Source organism: Paracoccus alkenifer, assembly GCF_900108405.1.
Classification (GTDB): Bacteria; Pseudomonadota; Alphaproteobacteria; order Rhodobacterales; family Rhodobacteraceae; genus Paracoccus; species Paracoccus alkenifer.
Window position 1 is genome coordinate 1 of record NZ_FNXG01000013.1, and the last position, 16,131, is coordinate 16,131.

At 59.0% G+C, this 16,131-nt stretch carries 14 protein-coding genes; 8 read left to right on the top strand and 6 right to left on the bottom strand.

Translation table 11 applies throughout. From position 1 onward, the window contains the following. Positions 1-113: 113 nt before the first annotated feature. The 5 genes from BLW83_RS15075 to BLW83_RS15095 form a co-directional block, all read right to left on the bottom strand. Entirely contained in the window at positions 114-881 is a 768-nt protein-coding gene (locus BLW83_RS15075; RefSeq protein ID WP_090849190.1) for a 3-ketoacyl-ACP reductase, read from the bottom strand. Positions 882-885: 4 nt separating this feature from the next. Further along, positions 886-2,541 carry a class I adenylate-forming enzyme family protein gene (locus tag BLW83_RS15080; protein WP_177172603.1) on the bottom strand — a complete coding sequence of 552 codons (1,656 nt, stop codon included), beginning with the start codon at positions 2,539-2,541 and terminating at the stop codon, positions 886-888. A gap of 101 nt (positions 2,542-2,642) precedes the next feature. Next, positions 2,643-3,440, bottom strand: coding sequence for an SDR family NAD(P)-dependent oxidoreductase (locus BLW83_RS15085; RefSeq protein WP_090849194.1), 798 nt, complete (start codon positions 3,438-3,440; stop codon positions 2,643-2,645). Between the two features lie 106 nt (positions 3,441-3,546). Next, complete coding sequence (locus BLW83_RS15090) at positions 3,547-4,914, bottom strand: 2-hydroxyacyl-CoA dehydratase subunit D (protein ID WP_090849196.1); 1,368 nt, start codon at positions 4,912-4,914, stop codon at positions 3,547-3,549. A gap of 30 nt (positions 4,915-4,944) precedes the next feature. Continuing rightward, on the bottom strand, positions 4,945-6,093 hold the full coding sequence (locus tag BLW83_RS15095) for a 2-hydroxyacyl-CoA dehydratase subunit D (RefSeq protein ID WP_090849198.1): 1,149 nt from the start codon (positions 6,091-6,093) through the stop codon (positions 4,945-4,947). A 325-nt stretch (positions 6,094-6,418) separates the two neighbouring features. On the opposite strand from BLW83_RS15095, the gene BLW83_RS15100 reads away from it, so the two are divergent. The 6 genes from BLW83_RS15100 to BLW83_RS15125 all read left to right on the top strand — a co-directional run bounded on the left by BLW83_RS15100 (position 6,419) and on the right by BLW83_RS15125 (position 12,239). Beyond that, positions 6,419-7,591, top strand: coding sequence for an acyl-CoA dehydrogenase family protein (locus tag BLW83_RS15100; RefSeq protein ID WP_090849200.1), 1,173 nt, complete (start codon positions 6,419-6,421; stop codon positions 7,589-7,591). A gap of 103 nt (positions 7,592-7,694) precedes the next feature. After that, on the top strand, positions 7,695-8,858 hold the full coding sequence (locus BLW83_RS15105) for an ABC transporter substrate-binding protein (RefSeq protein WP_090849202.1): 1,164 nt from the start codon (positions 7,695-7,697) through the stop codon (positions 8,856-8,858). 119 nt (positions 8,859-8,977) lie between these two features. Beyond that, positions 8,978-9,859, top strand: a complete 882-nt coding sequence (locus BLW83_RS15110) for a branched-chain amino acid ABC transporter permease (protein WP_177172605.1) — start codon at positions 8,978-8,980, stop codon at positions 9,857-9,859. Continuing rightward, the gene (locus BLW83_RS15115) at positions 9,859-10,788 is read left to right on the top strand and encodes a branched-chain amino acid ABC transporter permease (RefSeq protein WP_090849206.1); all 930 of its coding nucleotides are present in this window, start codon (positions 9,859-9,861) and stop codon (positions 10,786-10,788) included. The genes BLW83_RS15110 and BLW83_RS15115 overlap by 1 nt, the downstream gene beginning before the upstream one ends. A 1-nt stretch (position 10,789) precedes the next feature. Beyond that, on the top strand, positions 10,790-11,530 hold the full coding sequence (locus BLW83_RS15120) for an ABC transporter ATP-binding protein (RefSeq protein WP_090849208.1): 741 nt from the start codon (positions 10,790-10,792) through the stop codon (positions 11,528-11,530). Further along, on the top strand, positions 11,493-12,239 hold the full coding sequence (locus BLW83_RS15125; protein ID WP_245728927.1) for an ABC transporter ATP-binding protein: 747 nt from the start codon (positions 11,493-11,495) through the stop codon (positions 12,237-12,239). The genes BLW83_RS15120 and BLW83_RS15125 overlap by 38 nt, the downstream gene beginning before the upstream one ends. A gap of 67 nt (positions 12,240-12,306) precedes the next feature. Here BLW83_RS15125 and BLW83_RS15130 read toward each other — a convergent pair whose 3' ends face one another. Then, entirely contained in the window at positions 12,307-13,023 is a 717-nt protein-coding gene (locus BLW83_RS15130) for a TetR/AcrR family transcriptional regulator (RefSeq protein ID WP_245728929.1), read from the bottom strand. A 324-nt stretch (positions 13,024-13,347) separates the two neighbouring features. On the opposite strand from BLW83_RS15130, the gene BLW83_RS15135 reads away from it, so the two are divergent. Both BLW83_RS15135 and BLW83_RS15140 read left to right on the top strand, forming a co-directional pair. Beyond that, positions 13,348-14,529 carry a 2-hydroxyacyl-CoA dehydratase subunit D gene (locus BLW83_RS15135; RefSeq protein WP_090849211.1) on the top strand — a complete coding sequence of 394 codons (1,182 nt, stop codon included), beginning with the start codon at positions 13,348-13,350 and terminating at the stop codon, positions 14,527-14,529. Positions 14,530-14,555: 26 nt separating this feature from the next. Then, entirely contained in the window at positions 14,556-15,926 is a 1,371-nt protein-coding gene (locus BLW83_RS15140) for a 2-hydroxyacyl-CoA dehydratase subunit D (protein WP_090849213.1), read from the top strand. Positions 15,927-16,131: the final 205 nt, after the last annotated feature.

Sequence of the window (16,131 nt, forward strand, 5' to 3'; positions counted from 1 at the left end):
AACGATCCTGCCCGCGATCCTTGCCCTGGCGTTCGGCTATTACCTGGGAAAAAGCTACGTCGAGCTGGTAACCATTATCGTAACAACCGTGAATTAAACGGAAAAAAAAAGCCTTAGAACGTCTTAAACCGCATCCCGCCGTCAATATGGATAGCCTGACCGACAGCATAGGAAAATTCGCCGGACGCCATGGTTGCGATCACCTTTCCGATTTCGTCAAGGCTCCCCCAACGCCCCGCCGGGACGAACCCTTCGGCGATCAGTCGATCGTATTTTTCGCGACTGGTGGATGTCATCTCTGTCTGCATCATCCCCGGCCGAATCTCGAAACAATCGATGTTTTCCGGGGCCAGCCGGGCCGCGAAGTGCTGGACCATATGCGCAAGCCCTGCTTTAGAGATGGAATATTCGGCCAGCACCTTGCCGATTATTTGGTCGACAGCCACCGAGGTGACGGTGATGATCGTCCGACGTCGCGCCGCTGGCGCTGCCAACATATGCCGCGCCACGGCCTGCGTCAGGAAAAACTGCGCCCTCATGTTGACTGCGATGCAGCGATCGAAGCTTTCAGGAGTAACATCCAGCAGATCGCCCCGGGACAGCACAGAAACGCCGGCATTGTTCACCAGCACGTCAAGCCCGCCCATTCGCGCAACTACCTCGGCAACATATCCGGGAAGCTGCTGGACCTGTCCGATGTCCTGCGGCATGATCTCGACCCGCCCGCCAAAGGTACGCAAATCGGCGGCCAGCGCGAATAAATCTCGGGACATATCTAGATCATTCAGCACCAGATCATGCCCACGTTTGGCAAGGGCGAGGGCTATCGCCCCGCCCAAGCCGCCGCGGGCGCCCGTAATCATAGCGACAGAACGCGGCATTGCTCTAGGCGATCGCGGAATTGCGCACCGGGCGCACCCAGACAGCCTCGGGCAGTTGGCCCGCCTGGATCATCTCAGCCAGCACGTTTTTCTGAATCTTGCCAGTCGCGGTCATGGGATAGCTGTCGACAAAGAACCACTTTTCAGGAGTTTTCTGCGGCGACAGGTTCTTGCGGCAATGCCCATAAAGCTCTTCGGCGGCCGGGCATTCGTCGGTCGAGCGCGGCTGGACGATCGCAGCCACGATTTCACCCCAAGTCTCATCCGGCACGCCCAAGACAGCCACCTGCGCCACCTGCGGGTGGTCGAAGATAATTTCTTCGATTTCCTTGGGGTAGAGGTTCATACCGCCCCGGATAATCATCTCTTTCAGACGGCCAGCAATCCGCATATAGCCGTTTTCGTCCATCGTGCACAGATCGCCCGTACGCAACCATCCATCCGTAGTTAACGCCGCCGCAGTTGCCTCTGAGCGTCCATAATACCCGATCATGGTGCCGAAACCGCGCATCCACAACTCCCCGACCGTACCGACCGGAACCGTTTCCAGAGATTCGAGATCGACGATCTTGACCTCGACGTGCGGGATGGGACGGCCGATAGTCTCGCACTGCAGTTCGACGGGATCGGTAGTCAACGTTTCAATGAACGGGCCGTTGCTTTCAGTCTGGCCAAACATAATGGCGAACTCGACGTCGAATTCCTTTTTCGCGCGGTGAACCAGAGCCGCTGGAACCGCCGCCGCCCCTGACAGGATCGAGCGGAAGCTGCTGACATCGCGGGTCTTCATGTCCGGATGGTTCAGCAAAGCCAGGATCATGGTAGGCACGATCAGTGAGCAGTTAACACTTTCGGCCTCAATCAGTTCAAGAAATAGAGCAGGGTCAAACTGTGGCATCAGCACGAAGGTGCCGTGGCGGCTGAATGTACCGATGGCAGACACGATGCCGCCGCCGATATGAAACATCGGCATCGAGTTGATCCAGACGCCACCGACAGGAAAATCGGCCCGCTCGACAATAAGCCTGGCCGAGTTGATAACACCCCGGTGATGGAGGCAGGCCCCCTTGGGAAAGCCGGTGGTCCCCGAGGTATACTGGATCTGCATCATCTCTCCCGGCTCAAGACGGGGGAGCACACGGTCAGGGTCGCCGTGGGCCTTGATCCGGTCCAGATCGGCAATGCAGATGGCGTGGACCAGATCCGGAAGGCTGACCTGTGCATTTTCGACCATAGGGCGCAAGGCTTTGCCGCGCGAGGTCTCAGCAAAGACGATGCCTTTTGCCTCGGAACTACGCAGAACGAACGCCAATTCGCGATCAGTATAGGCGGGATTCACCGGGACGATAATCAGCCCGGCCATACAGATCGCGTGCTGGAAGATTACCCACTCCGGCGTCTCGGGAGCGATGATGGCGACCTTGTCGCCCGGCTCGAAATACTCAAGCAAGCCGCGCGCGGTCTCGGTCACTTCATCAACCAGCTGGCGATACGTCCAGCGCCGCCGCTTGGCAGGGTCCGCGACACCCTCGACCAGCGCGATGCGGTCGGGATAATCCTTGGCATTCCACTGCATCAGTTCGGGGACGGTCATGTCCCACAGCGGCTCTCCGGGCTCGGCCGGGAAATAGGACATGGTGAATTTCTGGGTCTGGGTCATTTCGGGTCCTCCCTCACGTCCTGCCGACTCCTCAACCGGCACAGGAATACGTGTCGTTGCGGTCAATTTGACAGGACAGTGAAGCCGTCCTGCCATGGGGCCTAGGCCGCCGAGATCCCGCCGTTACAGCTGATCGCCTGACCGGTGATCTTGGCCGCCTGTGGGCTGGCCAGAAACACGATCAGCGCAGCCATGTCGGCGGGGGTGACGACGCCAAGCTGGGCCATCTTGATCGCCTTACCGAAGAGCTTGCTGGAAAACTCGGCCGCCATCACCTGTTGATAGGTCGCGGTGCCCTCGATGATCGAGGGGGTAACGATATTGACGCGGATGCCGTGCCGCTTTGCTTCGATTGCCATGGTGCGGCTGAACATGATGATCCCGGCCATGGCGGCGCCGATCACTGATTCGCCCGGCGTGGTCAGCTTGCCCGCGTCCGACGCGATGTTGATGATGGCGCCGCCGCCCTTTTCGCTCATCCATGGCAGGACGATCCGGCTTGTCAGCAGAGGCGCCATCATCTGCTTGAGCACGATGTCCTGCAACTGCTCGACCGGGATCTTGTGCAGCAGCGTCGGCCCGTAAGGTCCGACGGTCGAGTTCACCAGGATATCGACCGAGCCGAAGGCCGCCCGCGCCGCTTCGCAAGCCGCGATCGCCTGATCGGCTTCGTTGCAGTCGCCTTGCAGGAACACGATATGCACGCCGGGCTTGCGGGCAAGGATGGAGTCCCGTGCCGCCTGTCCGCGTTCGGCATTGCGCCCGACGATGGCGATGCGGGGCACCCCGGCCTCGGCAAGTTGGCAGGCGGTTTCGAGCCCGACCCCCGAGGTGCCACCGGTTATCACCGCGCTGGCCATTTCAAAGGGGATGGGTGTGCGCGTGATCGCCTCGGTCATGTCTGTCTCCTCCCAGATTCGCCGCATAAGATTACCATATGCTAGCGTAGCTTACTTAGGTAAAAAAACCCGCCCCCATCCACGAGGCCGGGTTCATGCGATGCAATCAGGCCGCCCGCGCCTTTGCATCCAGCGCTTCGATCATCGCCTCAAGTCGCACATTCAGCAGCTCGTCCTTGTAGAAGGATTCGTCCGCCACATCGCCTTCGAAGAATAACGCCTGACGACCGTGGCGCTTGGCGCTGTCAGCGATCAGGAATTGCGAGTTGGTCATGCCCCGACAGGTGCGCGCGGCGTGCATCACCATCCCGTCGATCTTGAACTTGTCGCAAATCTTTTCGATCTCGCCGATCATTATCGGGGCGCCGTGGTTGTTGGGGCAGATCAGATAGTTCTGCGCCATGCCCAGCACCGGGTCGTTAACGTCGATCAGCTCGGGCTCCTGCCAGAAAGACATATGCGTATAGCGGCCAGCAACGACGCAGGCGTTCACAGCCGCAAACTTGTCGGCCAGCCAACCGACCTTGTTCCAGTTCATCATTCCATCGAAGAACAGCCGGTATTTTTCATCCTTCACTGCACCTTCGCCGCGAGCGATGCGCTCCTTGCACTCGGCCAGGACGCCTTCGAAATAGGTGACGATGTTCTGGTCGCCGGGCAGAAAATTGACCGGGGCGATCGACACGATCCAATCAAAAAACGAGGCCGGCGAGGGTTGAGCGGTGCACAGATCCATCGCCTCAAGCCGCAGCTGTGCAGCTTTCTTGACATAGCCCATGGCCTCGGAAAGGCGGTCAAAATCGAACTTGCGGCCGGTGTGCTCCTCCATGAATTTTGTCATGGCGATCAGTTGGTCGGCGACATAGCGTGAACGCTCGTTCCATTCCTCGCCACGCAGATAGCCCGCGTCTGGACGCCCGCCCCACAGCAGCGGGATCGAGATCGTCATCATCGGCACCCTCTTGCCGAACAGCCGATAGGTGATGTCGTCCCACTGTTGCCCGGACGAGCAGTAGGGATAGGCATTGATGATCATGTCCGGCGGGGGCAACTTCAGCATCGTCTCGATGCGCGGATCGTCCGGCGCGATGTCCGAGGTGCCAGCCTTGATCTTGTCCAGTTCGATCAACAGCTGACCGATATGGGTCCGGGCATAAGAACACAGCTCGCGATCATAGCCTTTTTCATCGCCACGCGCCTGTGCCGTGACCTCGCGGTGCTTGGCCGACAGCATCGCCGACCAGGCTTCGCCGTGAACCCAAGCCACGTCATGGGCGTGGAAGAAGGGTGGGATATAGGTGCCGTTGTACCACACCACCTTTTTGCCCTGTTCCTTGGCGGCAAAAAGGCTTTCCCAGTAGTCGTTGACCAGCTTGCCACCAAAGCGAGTGGCCTTCAGGCGGTTCGCCCGCTCACCATTCCCAAAGATCGGCCTGGCTTCGGGACGTTCCTGCGCTTCTGCAACCATCTGCATCCTTCTGTCCTCCGGTATAACTGCGCCGCGTCATGCGGCCATTCTGCGCTTGGCAATCTCGATGAAAGTTTCGACTCGGGTTTTCAGCGTCTCCATCGGCATTTCCTCGTGCTCGGTTTCGACCAGCAGATGCGGAATGTCGTGGCGGTCGAAGGCCTCCTTGATCTCGGGGTAGAAATACATGTGCGGCTCGCAAAACTTGGCCATCAGCACGATCAACCCCTGCGCCCCCGACGCGCGGACGTTGCGCAGCAGGTAGTCTTCCCAATCCAGCGACTTCACCGCGCGGGTCGGACAGGGAACCTTGGTCGAGCGTAGCAGATACCAGTCCGCCAGCGCCTCGACCGGGTCGCCGGTTTCGGCGGCGTCCCAGAATACAAAGCGGAATCCGTGGTAAAGATCGTCGTCCACCACCACGCCGCCACAGTCCTCGATCAGATCCAGCACTGGCAGCTTCGGCGCATGGCAAAGATGCCCCGACAGGAACACCCGCACCGCATCGGTGGGCGGCCCGCGCCTTTCCAGCCCGGCGATCAGCTTTTCCAACAGCACGGTATGCTGCGCCCGGTCCATCACCATCGAGGATTTCACCACGTCCTGCATCTGCCGGCCGGTCAGTGCAATCTCTCCGGCCCGCCGCAGGTCGTAAAGCTGCCGGATCAGCGCGCGGTTGCGGTTGAATAGGCGGATGGATGCCTGCACCTGTTCGGGCGCGATGGGCTGGCCGATCAGCGCCTCGAGCTCCTTCCAAAGCTGCGTAAAGGTGCGGACCGTTTCCGCCTTGGCCCATTCCGCATCAAGAATTGAGCACAGCTGGTTGAACAGGATCGGCATCTTGGGCAAACTGGCGCGGATCACGTCGGCGGTGCCCAGCAACTGCACGCAATGATCGCCAAACAGGATCGCGTCCAGCACCTCAAACTCGCCCCGCAGCGCCTGATCGATGATCGAGCGGTTGTAGCCGCAGTAAAAGTTGAACACCTGAGCTTGGCCGACGGTGATCGGCTCATCATCCTCTTGCAAGATCACCGGCAGTGCGCCGGCGGCGTGGGCCAGCTCTCCGGGGAAGTGCATGGGGAAGAGGCCGATCACCCGGCCCTGCGTCTCTTTCTTCCACTGCCGCGCATACGCTAGGGGATCCGCTGCCACGACAGCCATGGTTTCCAGAATTTCGTCCATCGCTCCTCCTCATCGCGCCGCCAGAGCCGTCGCGATTCGTATAGGTAAGTGTAATTTACCTCACCACCATCAAGCAACCAGTTTTAGGACACAAGTTTACTATTGCGATTCTTCCATTGATTCGCTTAGCCTGTAGTCAAGGAATCAATCTGAACCAAGGTGCGTAAGATGCTTACTATTACACCCTCATGAGTCGAGGTTACCTTACAAAAACTCTTAAGCAACCGTCAGACAACCCCATTGAAGGATGATGGAGCCGCCAGCGCGAACATCGGCTTGCGGCACCGCGGCCAAGCCGGCCATCACCCACTGAAACGTGCACGACATGGAAGGATCGCGCGGGAGGATCGCATTGAACTTTTCCTATACTGACGATCAGGCAAGCATCACCTCGGCCCTGAACGGCTTTGTCGCCAGCACGTTGCTTGCGGGCTACATGCGCCGGGACAGGGACGGCATGTTTCCCGAGGACGCGTGGCAGCAGATGGCCGAAATGGGCCTATTTGGGCTGCGCATTCCTGGGGAATACGACGGGCAGGAACTTGACTGCGTGACCGCTGGCCTCGCCATCGAGGCGGTCGCCCGCGGTGATTTCAACCTGTGCTACGGAATCCTAAACAGCGCTTTTGTCGGCGATCTAATGGCGCGCAACGCCAGCGAGCCGCTGCGCCGGGAATGGCTGCCGCGGCTAGCTGCCGGCGACGCCCGCATCAGCGTGTGCCTGACGGAACCGCATTGCGGATCGGATGCGGCCGCCATCCGTACTCGGGCTGAACGGGACGGCGACGACTTCGTTCTGAACGGCGAAAAAGCCTCGGTGACGCTGGTGATGGCTGCCGACGCTGGCGTCGTGTTCGCACGCACCGATCCGGATGCCGGGTCACGCGGGGTCTCTGCGTTTCTGGTGCCATTAGACGCGCCTGGCGTGACCCGTCACCCTTATGCCGACATGGGGTCGAAATGCATTCTGCGCGGCTCGCTGTTTCTTGACGACGTGCGCGTCCCGGAAGCGAATCTGATCGGCAAGTTGAACGGGGCCTTCGGCTCGGCAATGCAGACCTTTGAATACACGCGCGCGCTAATCGGGCTGATGTGCGTTGGCGCGGCGATGCAGACGCTTGAGGAAACCATCGCCTACACCAGCCAGCGCAAGGCGTTCGGGCAGCCGATATCGCGCAACCAAGGCGTGTCATTTCCGGCGGCCGAGGCGTGGTCACGGCTGGAAATGGCGCGCTGGCACTGTCTGCGCACGCTGTGGCTGCGCGACCAGAATCTGCCGCACAACGCCGAGGCGGCAGTTTGCAAGGGGATGGTCCCCGAAATCTGCGTCGATGTGATTCGCGACTGTCTCATCCTGCATGGCCACTACGGCTACACCCAGGATCTGCCGATCGAGCAGCGACTGCGCGACGTCTGCGGGCAACTGATCGCGGACGGCACCCCGCAGATCCAGAAAATCATTATCGCCCGACATCTTTACGGGCGCGAGTTCGTCTGACCGCCGACCGGCGCAACGACAGAAGGAGGAGACTGACGGGAGTGAGCCGCGAGCGACCGCACCGTCAGAATTGACTGAAACGTCAATGGGAGGTTGACGATCCATGAACTACGCAAAAGCGATGAAATCCTGTGCCATTGCCCTCGGAGCTGCGGCCATGGCCACGGTAGCGATGGCTGAGGACGGGCCGATCAAGGTCGGCGTCATCCTGCCCATGTCTGGCGGTAGCGCCTATGTCGGCGAAGGCATCTTTACGGGTGTCGAGCTGGCGGTGAAGCAGGTCAATGAAGCCGGAGGCGTTCTGGGTCGTCCGCTTGAAATCCTGTTGCGCGACGAACAGCTGCGCCCCGATGTATCCACCGCCGCCATGCGCGAGCTGATCACGCTTGAGGGGGTCCAGCATTTCATCGGCCCGGCAACATCAGCGACCTCACTGGCGAATTCGCAGATCGCGCGCGAAGAAAAGGTCGTGAACATTTCGCCCTCTGCCAAGACCGAGGCGCTTACCGCCGGCGAAAACCTGCATGATTACATCTTCCAGCTCGCCCCTACCACTGACGTGGACGGCGTGCGCACGGTCGAGGTCCTGAAAGGCATCGGCACGGAAAGCATCTGCTTCACCGGCTTCGATTACGCTTATACCCATGACTGGTTCGCCGCAGTCCGCGCCAACATGGGCGACATCCGCGAGGCGGGTGCGTTTTTGGTGCCAATGAATGCCACCGATTTCAGCGCGACCATCACTCAACTGCTGTCAGCGGACTGCGATACAGTCATCGGCACCCAGTTCGGCGGCAGCTTCATCGCCTTTATAAAGCAGGCAACCCCCTTTGGTCTGTTCGATTCGAAAACAGTGCTGTGGGGCTCGAACACGGGCGATCACGCCGTGGCGGCCGCCCTTGGTGCCGAATTGCCTGCCGGACTATGGGCTTCGGCTGCCGATGTCTGGTATTATGAAGGGCTGGAATCTCACGCCGCCTACCAAGAGGCGTTGGCAGACTTTCAGGGCCGAAAGGAAACCGACATGTGGCCAATCACTGGCTACAATGCCGTTAAATTCTTGGCCGCAGCAATCGATACGGCAGGCACAACCGATCCTACGGAAGTAGCGGCCGCACTGGACGGGCTGACCATCCAGACCCCGCTGGGCGAGATTACCATCGACCCCGAGACGAACCGTGCAAATTCGCCCGAGTTTTACGGCCGGTTCGAGCCACAGGACGGATCAAACGCAGCGCGCATGACCGATCTTCGCCTGGTGCGCTAACCTGTCGCTGCGAGTCCCGCGCGCCGCAGAAGCGGCGCGCCCCCCTTTCAGGCAACGCCGGCCATCGTGCGCATAACGCGCCAGGCGGGCGCAAGGTGCACCGCATGTTCGCAAATCCAATGATCCTGTTCATACAGGTGATGAACTCATTTTCCTTGGCGATGAACCTTTTCATCATTGCCGCCGGCCTCACCCTGATCTTCGGCGTCCTCCGCATCGTCAATTTCGCGCATGGCGCGTTCTACATGGTCGGCGCTTATCTGGCGCTGTCGATCCTAGGCGTGACGGGCAACAGCAATCTTGGCTTTGTGCTCGGGGTGCTGGGCGCCGGCGCCGCAATGGGCGCAATGGCATTTGTCGTCGAGCGCGTCTTGCTATCCCAGCTTTATGACAAAGAACACATGCTGCAGCTTCTGTTCACCTTTGCTCTGGTCCTAGTCATTAAGGACGTAGTGAAGATGATATGGGGGTCGGGCCAATACAGCATCAGCGCCCCGCCATTTCTGCGCGGCGCCGTCAATTTGGGAATCTCACCCTATCCGAAATACGCATTGTTCCTTTGCATTGCGGGGCCAATCATCGCCGTGGCGATCTGGTTTTTCATGGAGCGCACACGCTGGGGGCGCATCCTCCGCGCCGCACGCGAGGACCGAGTGATGCTTAACGCGCTGGGGACCGACGTAAAGCTGGTCTACTCGGGCGTATTCGTCGCCGGTGCCGCATTGGCCGCCATGGGGGGGGCGTTGGCGGCGCCGCGCTCGGCCGTTGATCCGGGCATGGATGCGCTTGTTATCATCGACGCCTTCATCATCGTCATCATCGGCGGGCTTGGCAGCCTGCTGGGCAGTTTCATCGGCGCCCTGATCCTTGGATTTCTAACCGTGATGGGCTCGATCTACCTGCAGGAATGGGCCATCGTCGCCTCTTACGTGATGATGGTCGTCATTCTTCTGGTGCGTCCGTGGGGTCTTTTCGGAAAACCCGATGAGGAACGTCACTAATGACCAACCGTTCGCAACTTGCATTCCTCGCGCTTCTGTTCTTGATACTGCTGGCGGTACCCTTCATGGGGTCGCGCTATCTGACCGAACTGACCGTGCAGGTCATGATCTTCAGCCTGTTGGCGCTAAGCCTCAACATCTTGGTCGGACATATCGGGCTGGTATCCTTTGGCCACGCCGCATTCTTCGCCATCGGCGGCTATGCGACGGCATTTTTTCTCAGCCGATGGCAACTGCCGCTTGGCATAGCGATGCCCATGGCGGTTCTCTTGGCCTCCATTTTCGCCCTGATGATCGGCGCGCTTTGTGTCAGGCTCAAGGCAATTTACTTTGCCATGCTGACGCTGGCATTTTCGATGTTGGTATGGGGCATCATCATCAAATGGAAGCCCGTCACAGGCGGCGATGACGGGTTCGTCGGCATCGCGTTGCCTCAGTTCCTGAGCTCTCCGCAGAACTTCTACTGGTTCACCTTGGCGGTGGTAAGCATCTCGACCGCGCTGATGTGGGTCTTGAGCAAGTCCACCATGGGCCAAATCTTCGTCGCAATCCGCGAAAACGAGACCAGAGCGAACTTCCTTGGGGTGAATGTCCGGCAGATGCAATTGATCGGCTTCGTGCTCGCAGCGTTGTTTGCTGCCGTCGCGGGCAGCCTCATGTCGATGTATCTGCGCGGAATGTATCCACAATCGGCATTCTGGACACAGTCGGGCCATATCGTAATCAGCGTTTTGCTGGGAGGTGTGCACAGTTTCGTCGGGCCGATTCTGGGTGCCTCGTTGCTGTACCTGCTTGAGGTGACCATCCACCAATATACGCAATATTGGCCGTTGGTAATGGGGCTGATTCTCATAATCGTCGTCCTAGTACTGCCCGAGGGACTTATAGGACTTTTCCGTAAACTCTATACAAGCGTTAGGCGCGAGTGAAATGGCATTTCTTGAAATCACCGACGCAACAAAGAAGTTCGGCGGGTTTCTCGCCATAAATGCGGTCACATTTTGTGTCGAGCGCGGGGCAAGACACGCCATTATCGGTCCGAATGGAGCGGGGAAAACTACCTTGTTTAACCTCATCTCGGGGCTGATCTTGCCCACGACTGGTAGCATCACACTCGAGGGGAAGCGCCTTGCTAAAAAAAAGCCACATGAAATCGTGCAAATTGGCATGGCGCGATCTTTTCAAAAGGTAAATGTGTTTCCCCGGAAAACTGCTTTTGAAAACGTGCAGGTCGCCTTGATTGCCAGTCGCAAGCTGCAGTACAACCCATTCCGCGGGGCAGCCGAACTGTTTCGTGACGAAATCATGGAACTGCTTGAACAAGTCAAGCTTGGGGCCGATTCCGAACGACGCGCCGGCGAGTTGGCCCACGGTAAGCAAAAACAGCTAGAGCTTGCCGTGGCCCTGGCTGCAGAGCCAAAGATTTTGCTCTTGGACGAGCCCACTGCGGGAATGTCTATAGCCGAAACCTTGTCAAGCATCGCCCTGATCCGCGACATCGTGCAGGAACGTGGAATTACGCTGCTTTTTACTGAGCATGACATGAATGTGGTGTTCGAGATTGCCAGCACAATCTCCGTTCTCCATCACGGAGAAATTATCGCGACAGGCCTGCCGCAAGAGATCCGCGTCAATGACGATGTTCAGCGCATCTATCTGGGAAGAGAGTAGTATGGGCATTTTGCAAGTCGAGGGAATCAATGTTTCCTACGGTCTCAGTAAAGTTTTGCACAATGTCTCCCTGAAGGTCGGAAAGGGCGAGCTAGTGGCGCTGGTCGGCCGCAATGGTGTTGGGAAATCCACGACAATGCGGGCGATAATGGGAATTACACCATCATCATCCGGTCAAATCCTGTGGAAGAACAGACCCATCACCAAGCGGGCATCGCATCTGAATGCCCGCGACGGGCTTGGCTACGTCCCTGAAGAGCGGCGCGTATTCGGGTCGCTGACAGTTTGGGAAAATTTGGACGTTGCTCGGCGGCCCCCTCGTGAGGGATTGGAGCCGTGGACCGAAGAGCGGGTTTTCGCACTGTTTCCCGATCTTGAACACTTCCTGACTCGTCCCGCCGGATTGCTTAGCGGCGGGCAGCAGCAGATGCTGACCATCGCCCGCACGTTGATGGGCAATCCCGAACTGATCCTGCTGGACGAGCCTTCCGAAGGGGTCGCACCCCTGATCGTTGCTCAGATAGGGAAAAAGATCCGAGAATTGCGCGATACCGGCGTCTCGATCATAATGGCAGAACAAAACCTTGATTTTGTCCTGAACCTCAGCGATCGCTGCTACGTTCTGGAAAAGGGCATGATCGTCTATCACGGAACTGCGGCAGAGCTTCGCGACAACGAAGAGGTGCAGAATCGTTATTTGCACATATAATTGGATTCTGCGGCCTGAGCCGCTGGCCGCACGCTTTGAAACAGGCACGCGAAAAATCTGACTTGCGTCAATCTGCAGGAGGCCCCATCCGGACACCGTGCAGCTCGCTAGCGAGCTGGCTTACCATATGCTCGAGTCGCTCGATCATTTCCGTCGTCAGTGGCTTTTGAGTGCTGATACCGTCCAGAATCATGTCGGTAATCCCGCGCGCGGTCACGTCGACCGAAAACTCCTCATCCTCGCCGCGCAGGAATGCCCATGTGGCATGTTCGATGGCTCCGAATATCATATCGCGCACAAGCTTGCGATTCAGGTCTTCTCGGATCAGCCCACGCTGAATTCCCTGCTCGATGACGTCTACCACCGATTTCGCAAAACGGCGGCTTTGTCGATAAGTTGGAAGATTGCGATAGTTTGGATCCGCCCTTAGCTCCATCAGGACGAAGCGGGTCAGCGCCGGCTCTCTCTTGATAGACATGAGCGAGCTCCAAATCACTTGGAAAAGCTGATCACGCAAAGGAAGGTCCTGAGCTGGCAGGGGTGCCTCATTCAGAAATTCTTCAAACCAATCCTCGGCAACGCGCTCCATAAGTTCGCGTTTGCTCTTGAAATATTTATAAACCATACCTTCAGAAATCCCGCTTTTTTGCGCGACTTCCAGTGGCAGGAAATTTTCGAACCCTTTTTCGCGAATCAGCTCGCGCGCGGTCCGAAGAATAACAGCAATCCTGTCATCTTTCGACAGACGACGAGGGACGGCTCTGGTTGGTGTCTTCGAGCTCAATCAATGCATCCCGAGAAAATGTGCTCCAGAGAAACCACGAGTTTTCGGAAAAGTCCAGTCCAGATACGAAAACCATATGGAACAACGGCCTTCATCAGAAAGGCGACCAGGTGGTTGAATGTCAACGGCGCGCCGTTGGCCAGATGCATATCAGCCGGAGGCCTGCCGCGGTGGTCGCGCTGCTCCGCTCACCGTACTGGTTGACATGCGCCTTTGCAAATGATGCTATGCTAATGATACACTACCATTCTATTTGCTGACCTCAACGCAACGAATTCTGTGGCGCGGCAGCAAACATGTTGCAGGCGGCGCTGGAGGAAGTGAATGGATAAGGCAGCTGAAATTGACGAGATCGTCAAGACTCTTGCCAAAGTCGCGGAAGATCCCGCCGCCTACGCCACCGAATGGAAGGCCCGCACGCAGCGCAAGGTCTTCGGCATCCTCCCGATGAATTTTCCCGCCGAGATCGTCCATTCCGCCGGCGCGCTCCCGACGCTCTTGCAAGAAGACGACGCCCCCATCACCTATGGCCGCAGCCTGCTGCACGAATTCTACTGCGGGTACACCCGCAGCTTGGTTGATCAGGCTGCGACGGGGAAGCTTGCGGCTTATGATGGGATCTTCCTGGTCGACCATTGCGTGGCGCTGTTGGGGGCGGTGGATGCCATCCGCTTCGAGTTGCCCGAGATGCCTGTGTTTTTGGCCCAGTTCACCGCTTCGATGGACGAACCTTCGGCCCGACCGCAGATCTCAGGGCGCATCGGGGAATTGCGCCAGCGTCTCGAAGAATTATGCGGCGCCCAGATTGAGGACGCGGCAATCCATCGCAGCATTACCATCTATAACCGCAATCGCGCCCTGCTGCGGCATGTTTATGAGATGCGCCGTTCGGGTCGCATCGACCTGACCGGGCGACAGATGCAGGCGTTGGTGAAATCCGCAATGGTGATGGATATCGAGGACCACACCGCCCTGATGATCCGACTGATCGCGCTGCTGGAGGCCCTGCCAGCCGTGCCGTCCGGGCAGGTCAGGCTACATGTTTCGGGTCATTTCTGCCACGCGCCGCGCCCCGAGTTGTTCGACATGATCGAAAGCTGCGGGGTGACCGTGGTCGATGACGATATCTACACAGGCTATCGGTTCATCTCAACCGATGTGCCCGATGATTTGGGCCCCATCGCAGCCCTGACGCGGTGGTATTTCGACCGCAACAACAACGTCCCTTGTTCGACCCGAGCGCAGAAAACAGCGGACTGGGAAAGCTATCTGGGGCGGGCGCTGGAAGCCAACGGCGCGCAGGGGGTCATCGTGCTGATGCCCAAGTTCTGCGAGCCGCATATGCTATACTACCCCGAACTACGCAAGGAATTCCACACTCGGGGCATCCCGCATCTGCTGATCGAGACAGAACACGAGGGTCTGGCGCTCGAAATGCTTAAGACCCGGGTCGAAGCCCTGGTCGAAATCATTCGTCGCCCCGCCCTTGCCGGGGAACCCGCCTGAGCCAACCGATCTCGGAGAAGCACGACATGTCTGTCACCACGGAACACGCCAATCCCGCTGCGACCGCCGGTCGCCCCGCCCCCCGCGCCAACCGACTGGTCAGCACTCGTGCCGGCGGGGCAATGGTCAAGGCCTACTGGGACAACCTGTTCACCGCGCGTGATCGCGGCGCCACAGTCGTCTGGTATAACGGCGCTGCAATCAACCCGATCCTACAAGCGGCAGGTGTCGAGTGGTGCCACGGCGAGGCATTCGGGGCCCGGCTGGCCGCGATGCATCTGGAAGGCCCTGCGCAGCAGGCCGGCGAAGCCTATGGCTATATCAACGAGCTGTGTTCCTATGCGCGCACGACGCTGGGCTGCGCCCTGCTGACCAAGAAAGAGGCCCTGGGCCAGGTCGAGATGGACCAATCCCCCGACATGCCCAGCAAGGAGGTTCTGGCCGCCCGGCTGCCGCCGCCCGATCTGTTCGTGAATGCCTATGCAGGTTGCAGCACCGGCCAGCAGTGGGACGAGGTGTCCTATCGCCTGTTCGACAAGGAGCTGCCGTTCTTCAAGGTTTCCTACCCGCTGCTGTGGGGCAACAAATCCGACGCGGGCTATCTGCGCGGCGAGGAATGGGACAACGCCTCGAAATACGTGGCGGGGCAGCTGCATGACCTGATCGCGTTCCTTGAGCACAAGACCGGCAACAAGTTCGACTGGGAAGGTCTGCGCGAGTCGATGCATTACATCAAGCGCGCGGCGCAGCTGCGGCTTGACGCGCTGGAGCTGTGCAAGGCCAGGCCCACCCCGGCGGTGTTCTGGGACTGGGTTGCCAGCATCGCGCCGATCAACTTCCTGCCCGGCAACCAGGCGCTGGTCGATTATTTCCAAGGCGTCAAGACCGAGATCGAAGAGCGGCTGGCCGAGGGCGTCAGCGCGCTGCCGAACGAACGCTACCGCCTGGCCTTCGACGGGATCATGAACTGGAACAAGGTCGGCTGGCTGGCCAATAAATTCGCCGAACATGATGCGGCGGTGGTCTGCGGGCGCTACACCCACAACAGCTTCTGGCACGAGCCGCATCTGATCGACGAGGACGACCCGATCTTGGGCATGGCGCAGCATTACCTGCTGTGCCCCTTCAACCACAGCGCGCAAAATCTGGCCGAACAGGTGCTTCGCGACTGCGAGACCTACGGCATCGACGGTATCGTGTTCCACGCCACCCGGACCTGCCGCTCGGCGACCAACGGGCAGCTGGTGCTTGCCAAGATGGCGCAGCAGCGCGGCATGCAGACCATGTTCTTCGAGGGCGACGTCGCCGACGAAAGCTTCTACAAGGACGAAATCCTGCAAAGCCGGCTGGAAGCGATGCTGGAAACCATCGACGTGCAGCGCACCCGCGTGTCCTGAGGCCGATGGCAAGGGGGGGGCGGAAATGGCGATAAGTGATGCTTATCATGCCCTTCCCTCCCCCGGGCCCACCCCTAAAATCATCGCAGAAACCTTGACGCCGCCCACATGTGAGTTACACTTACCAGTAGCAGGCTGCACCCGGAGGAGGACCAGATGAAATCCTGTGTGATGGGGATCGACTTCGGCTCGACCACCGCAAAGG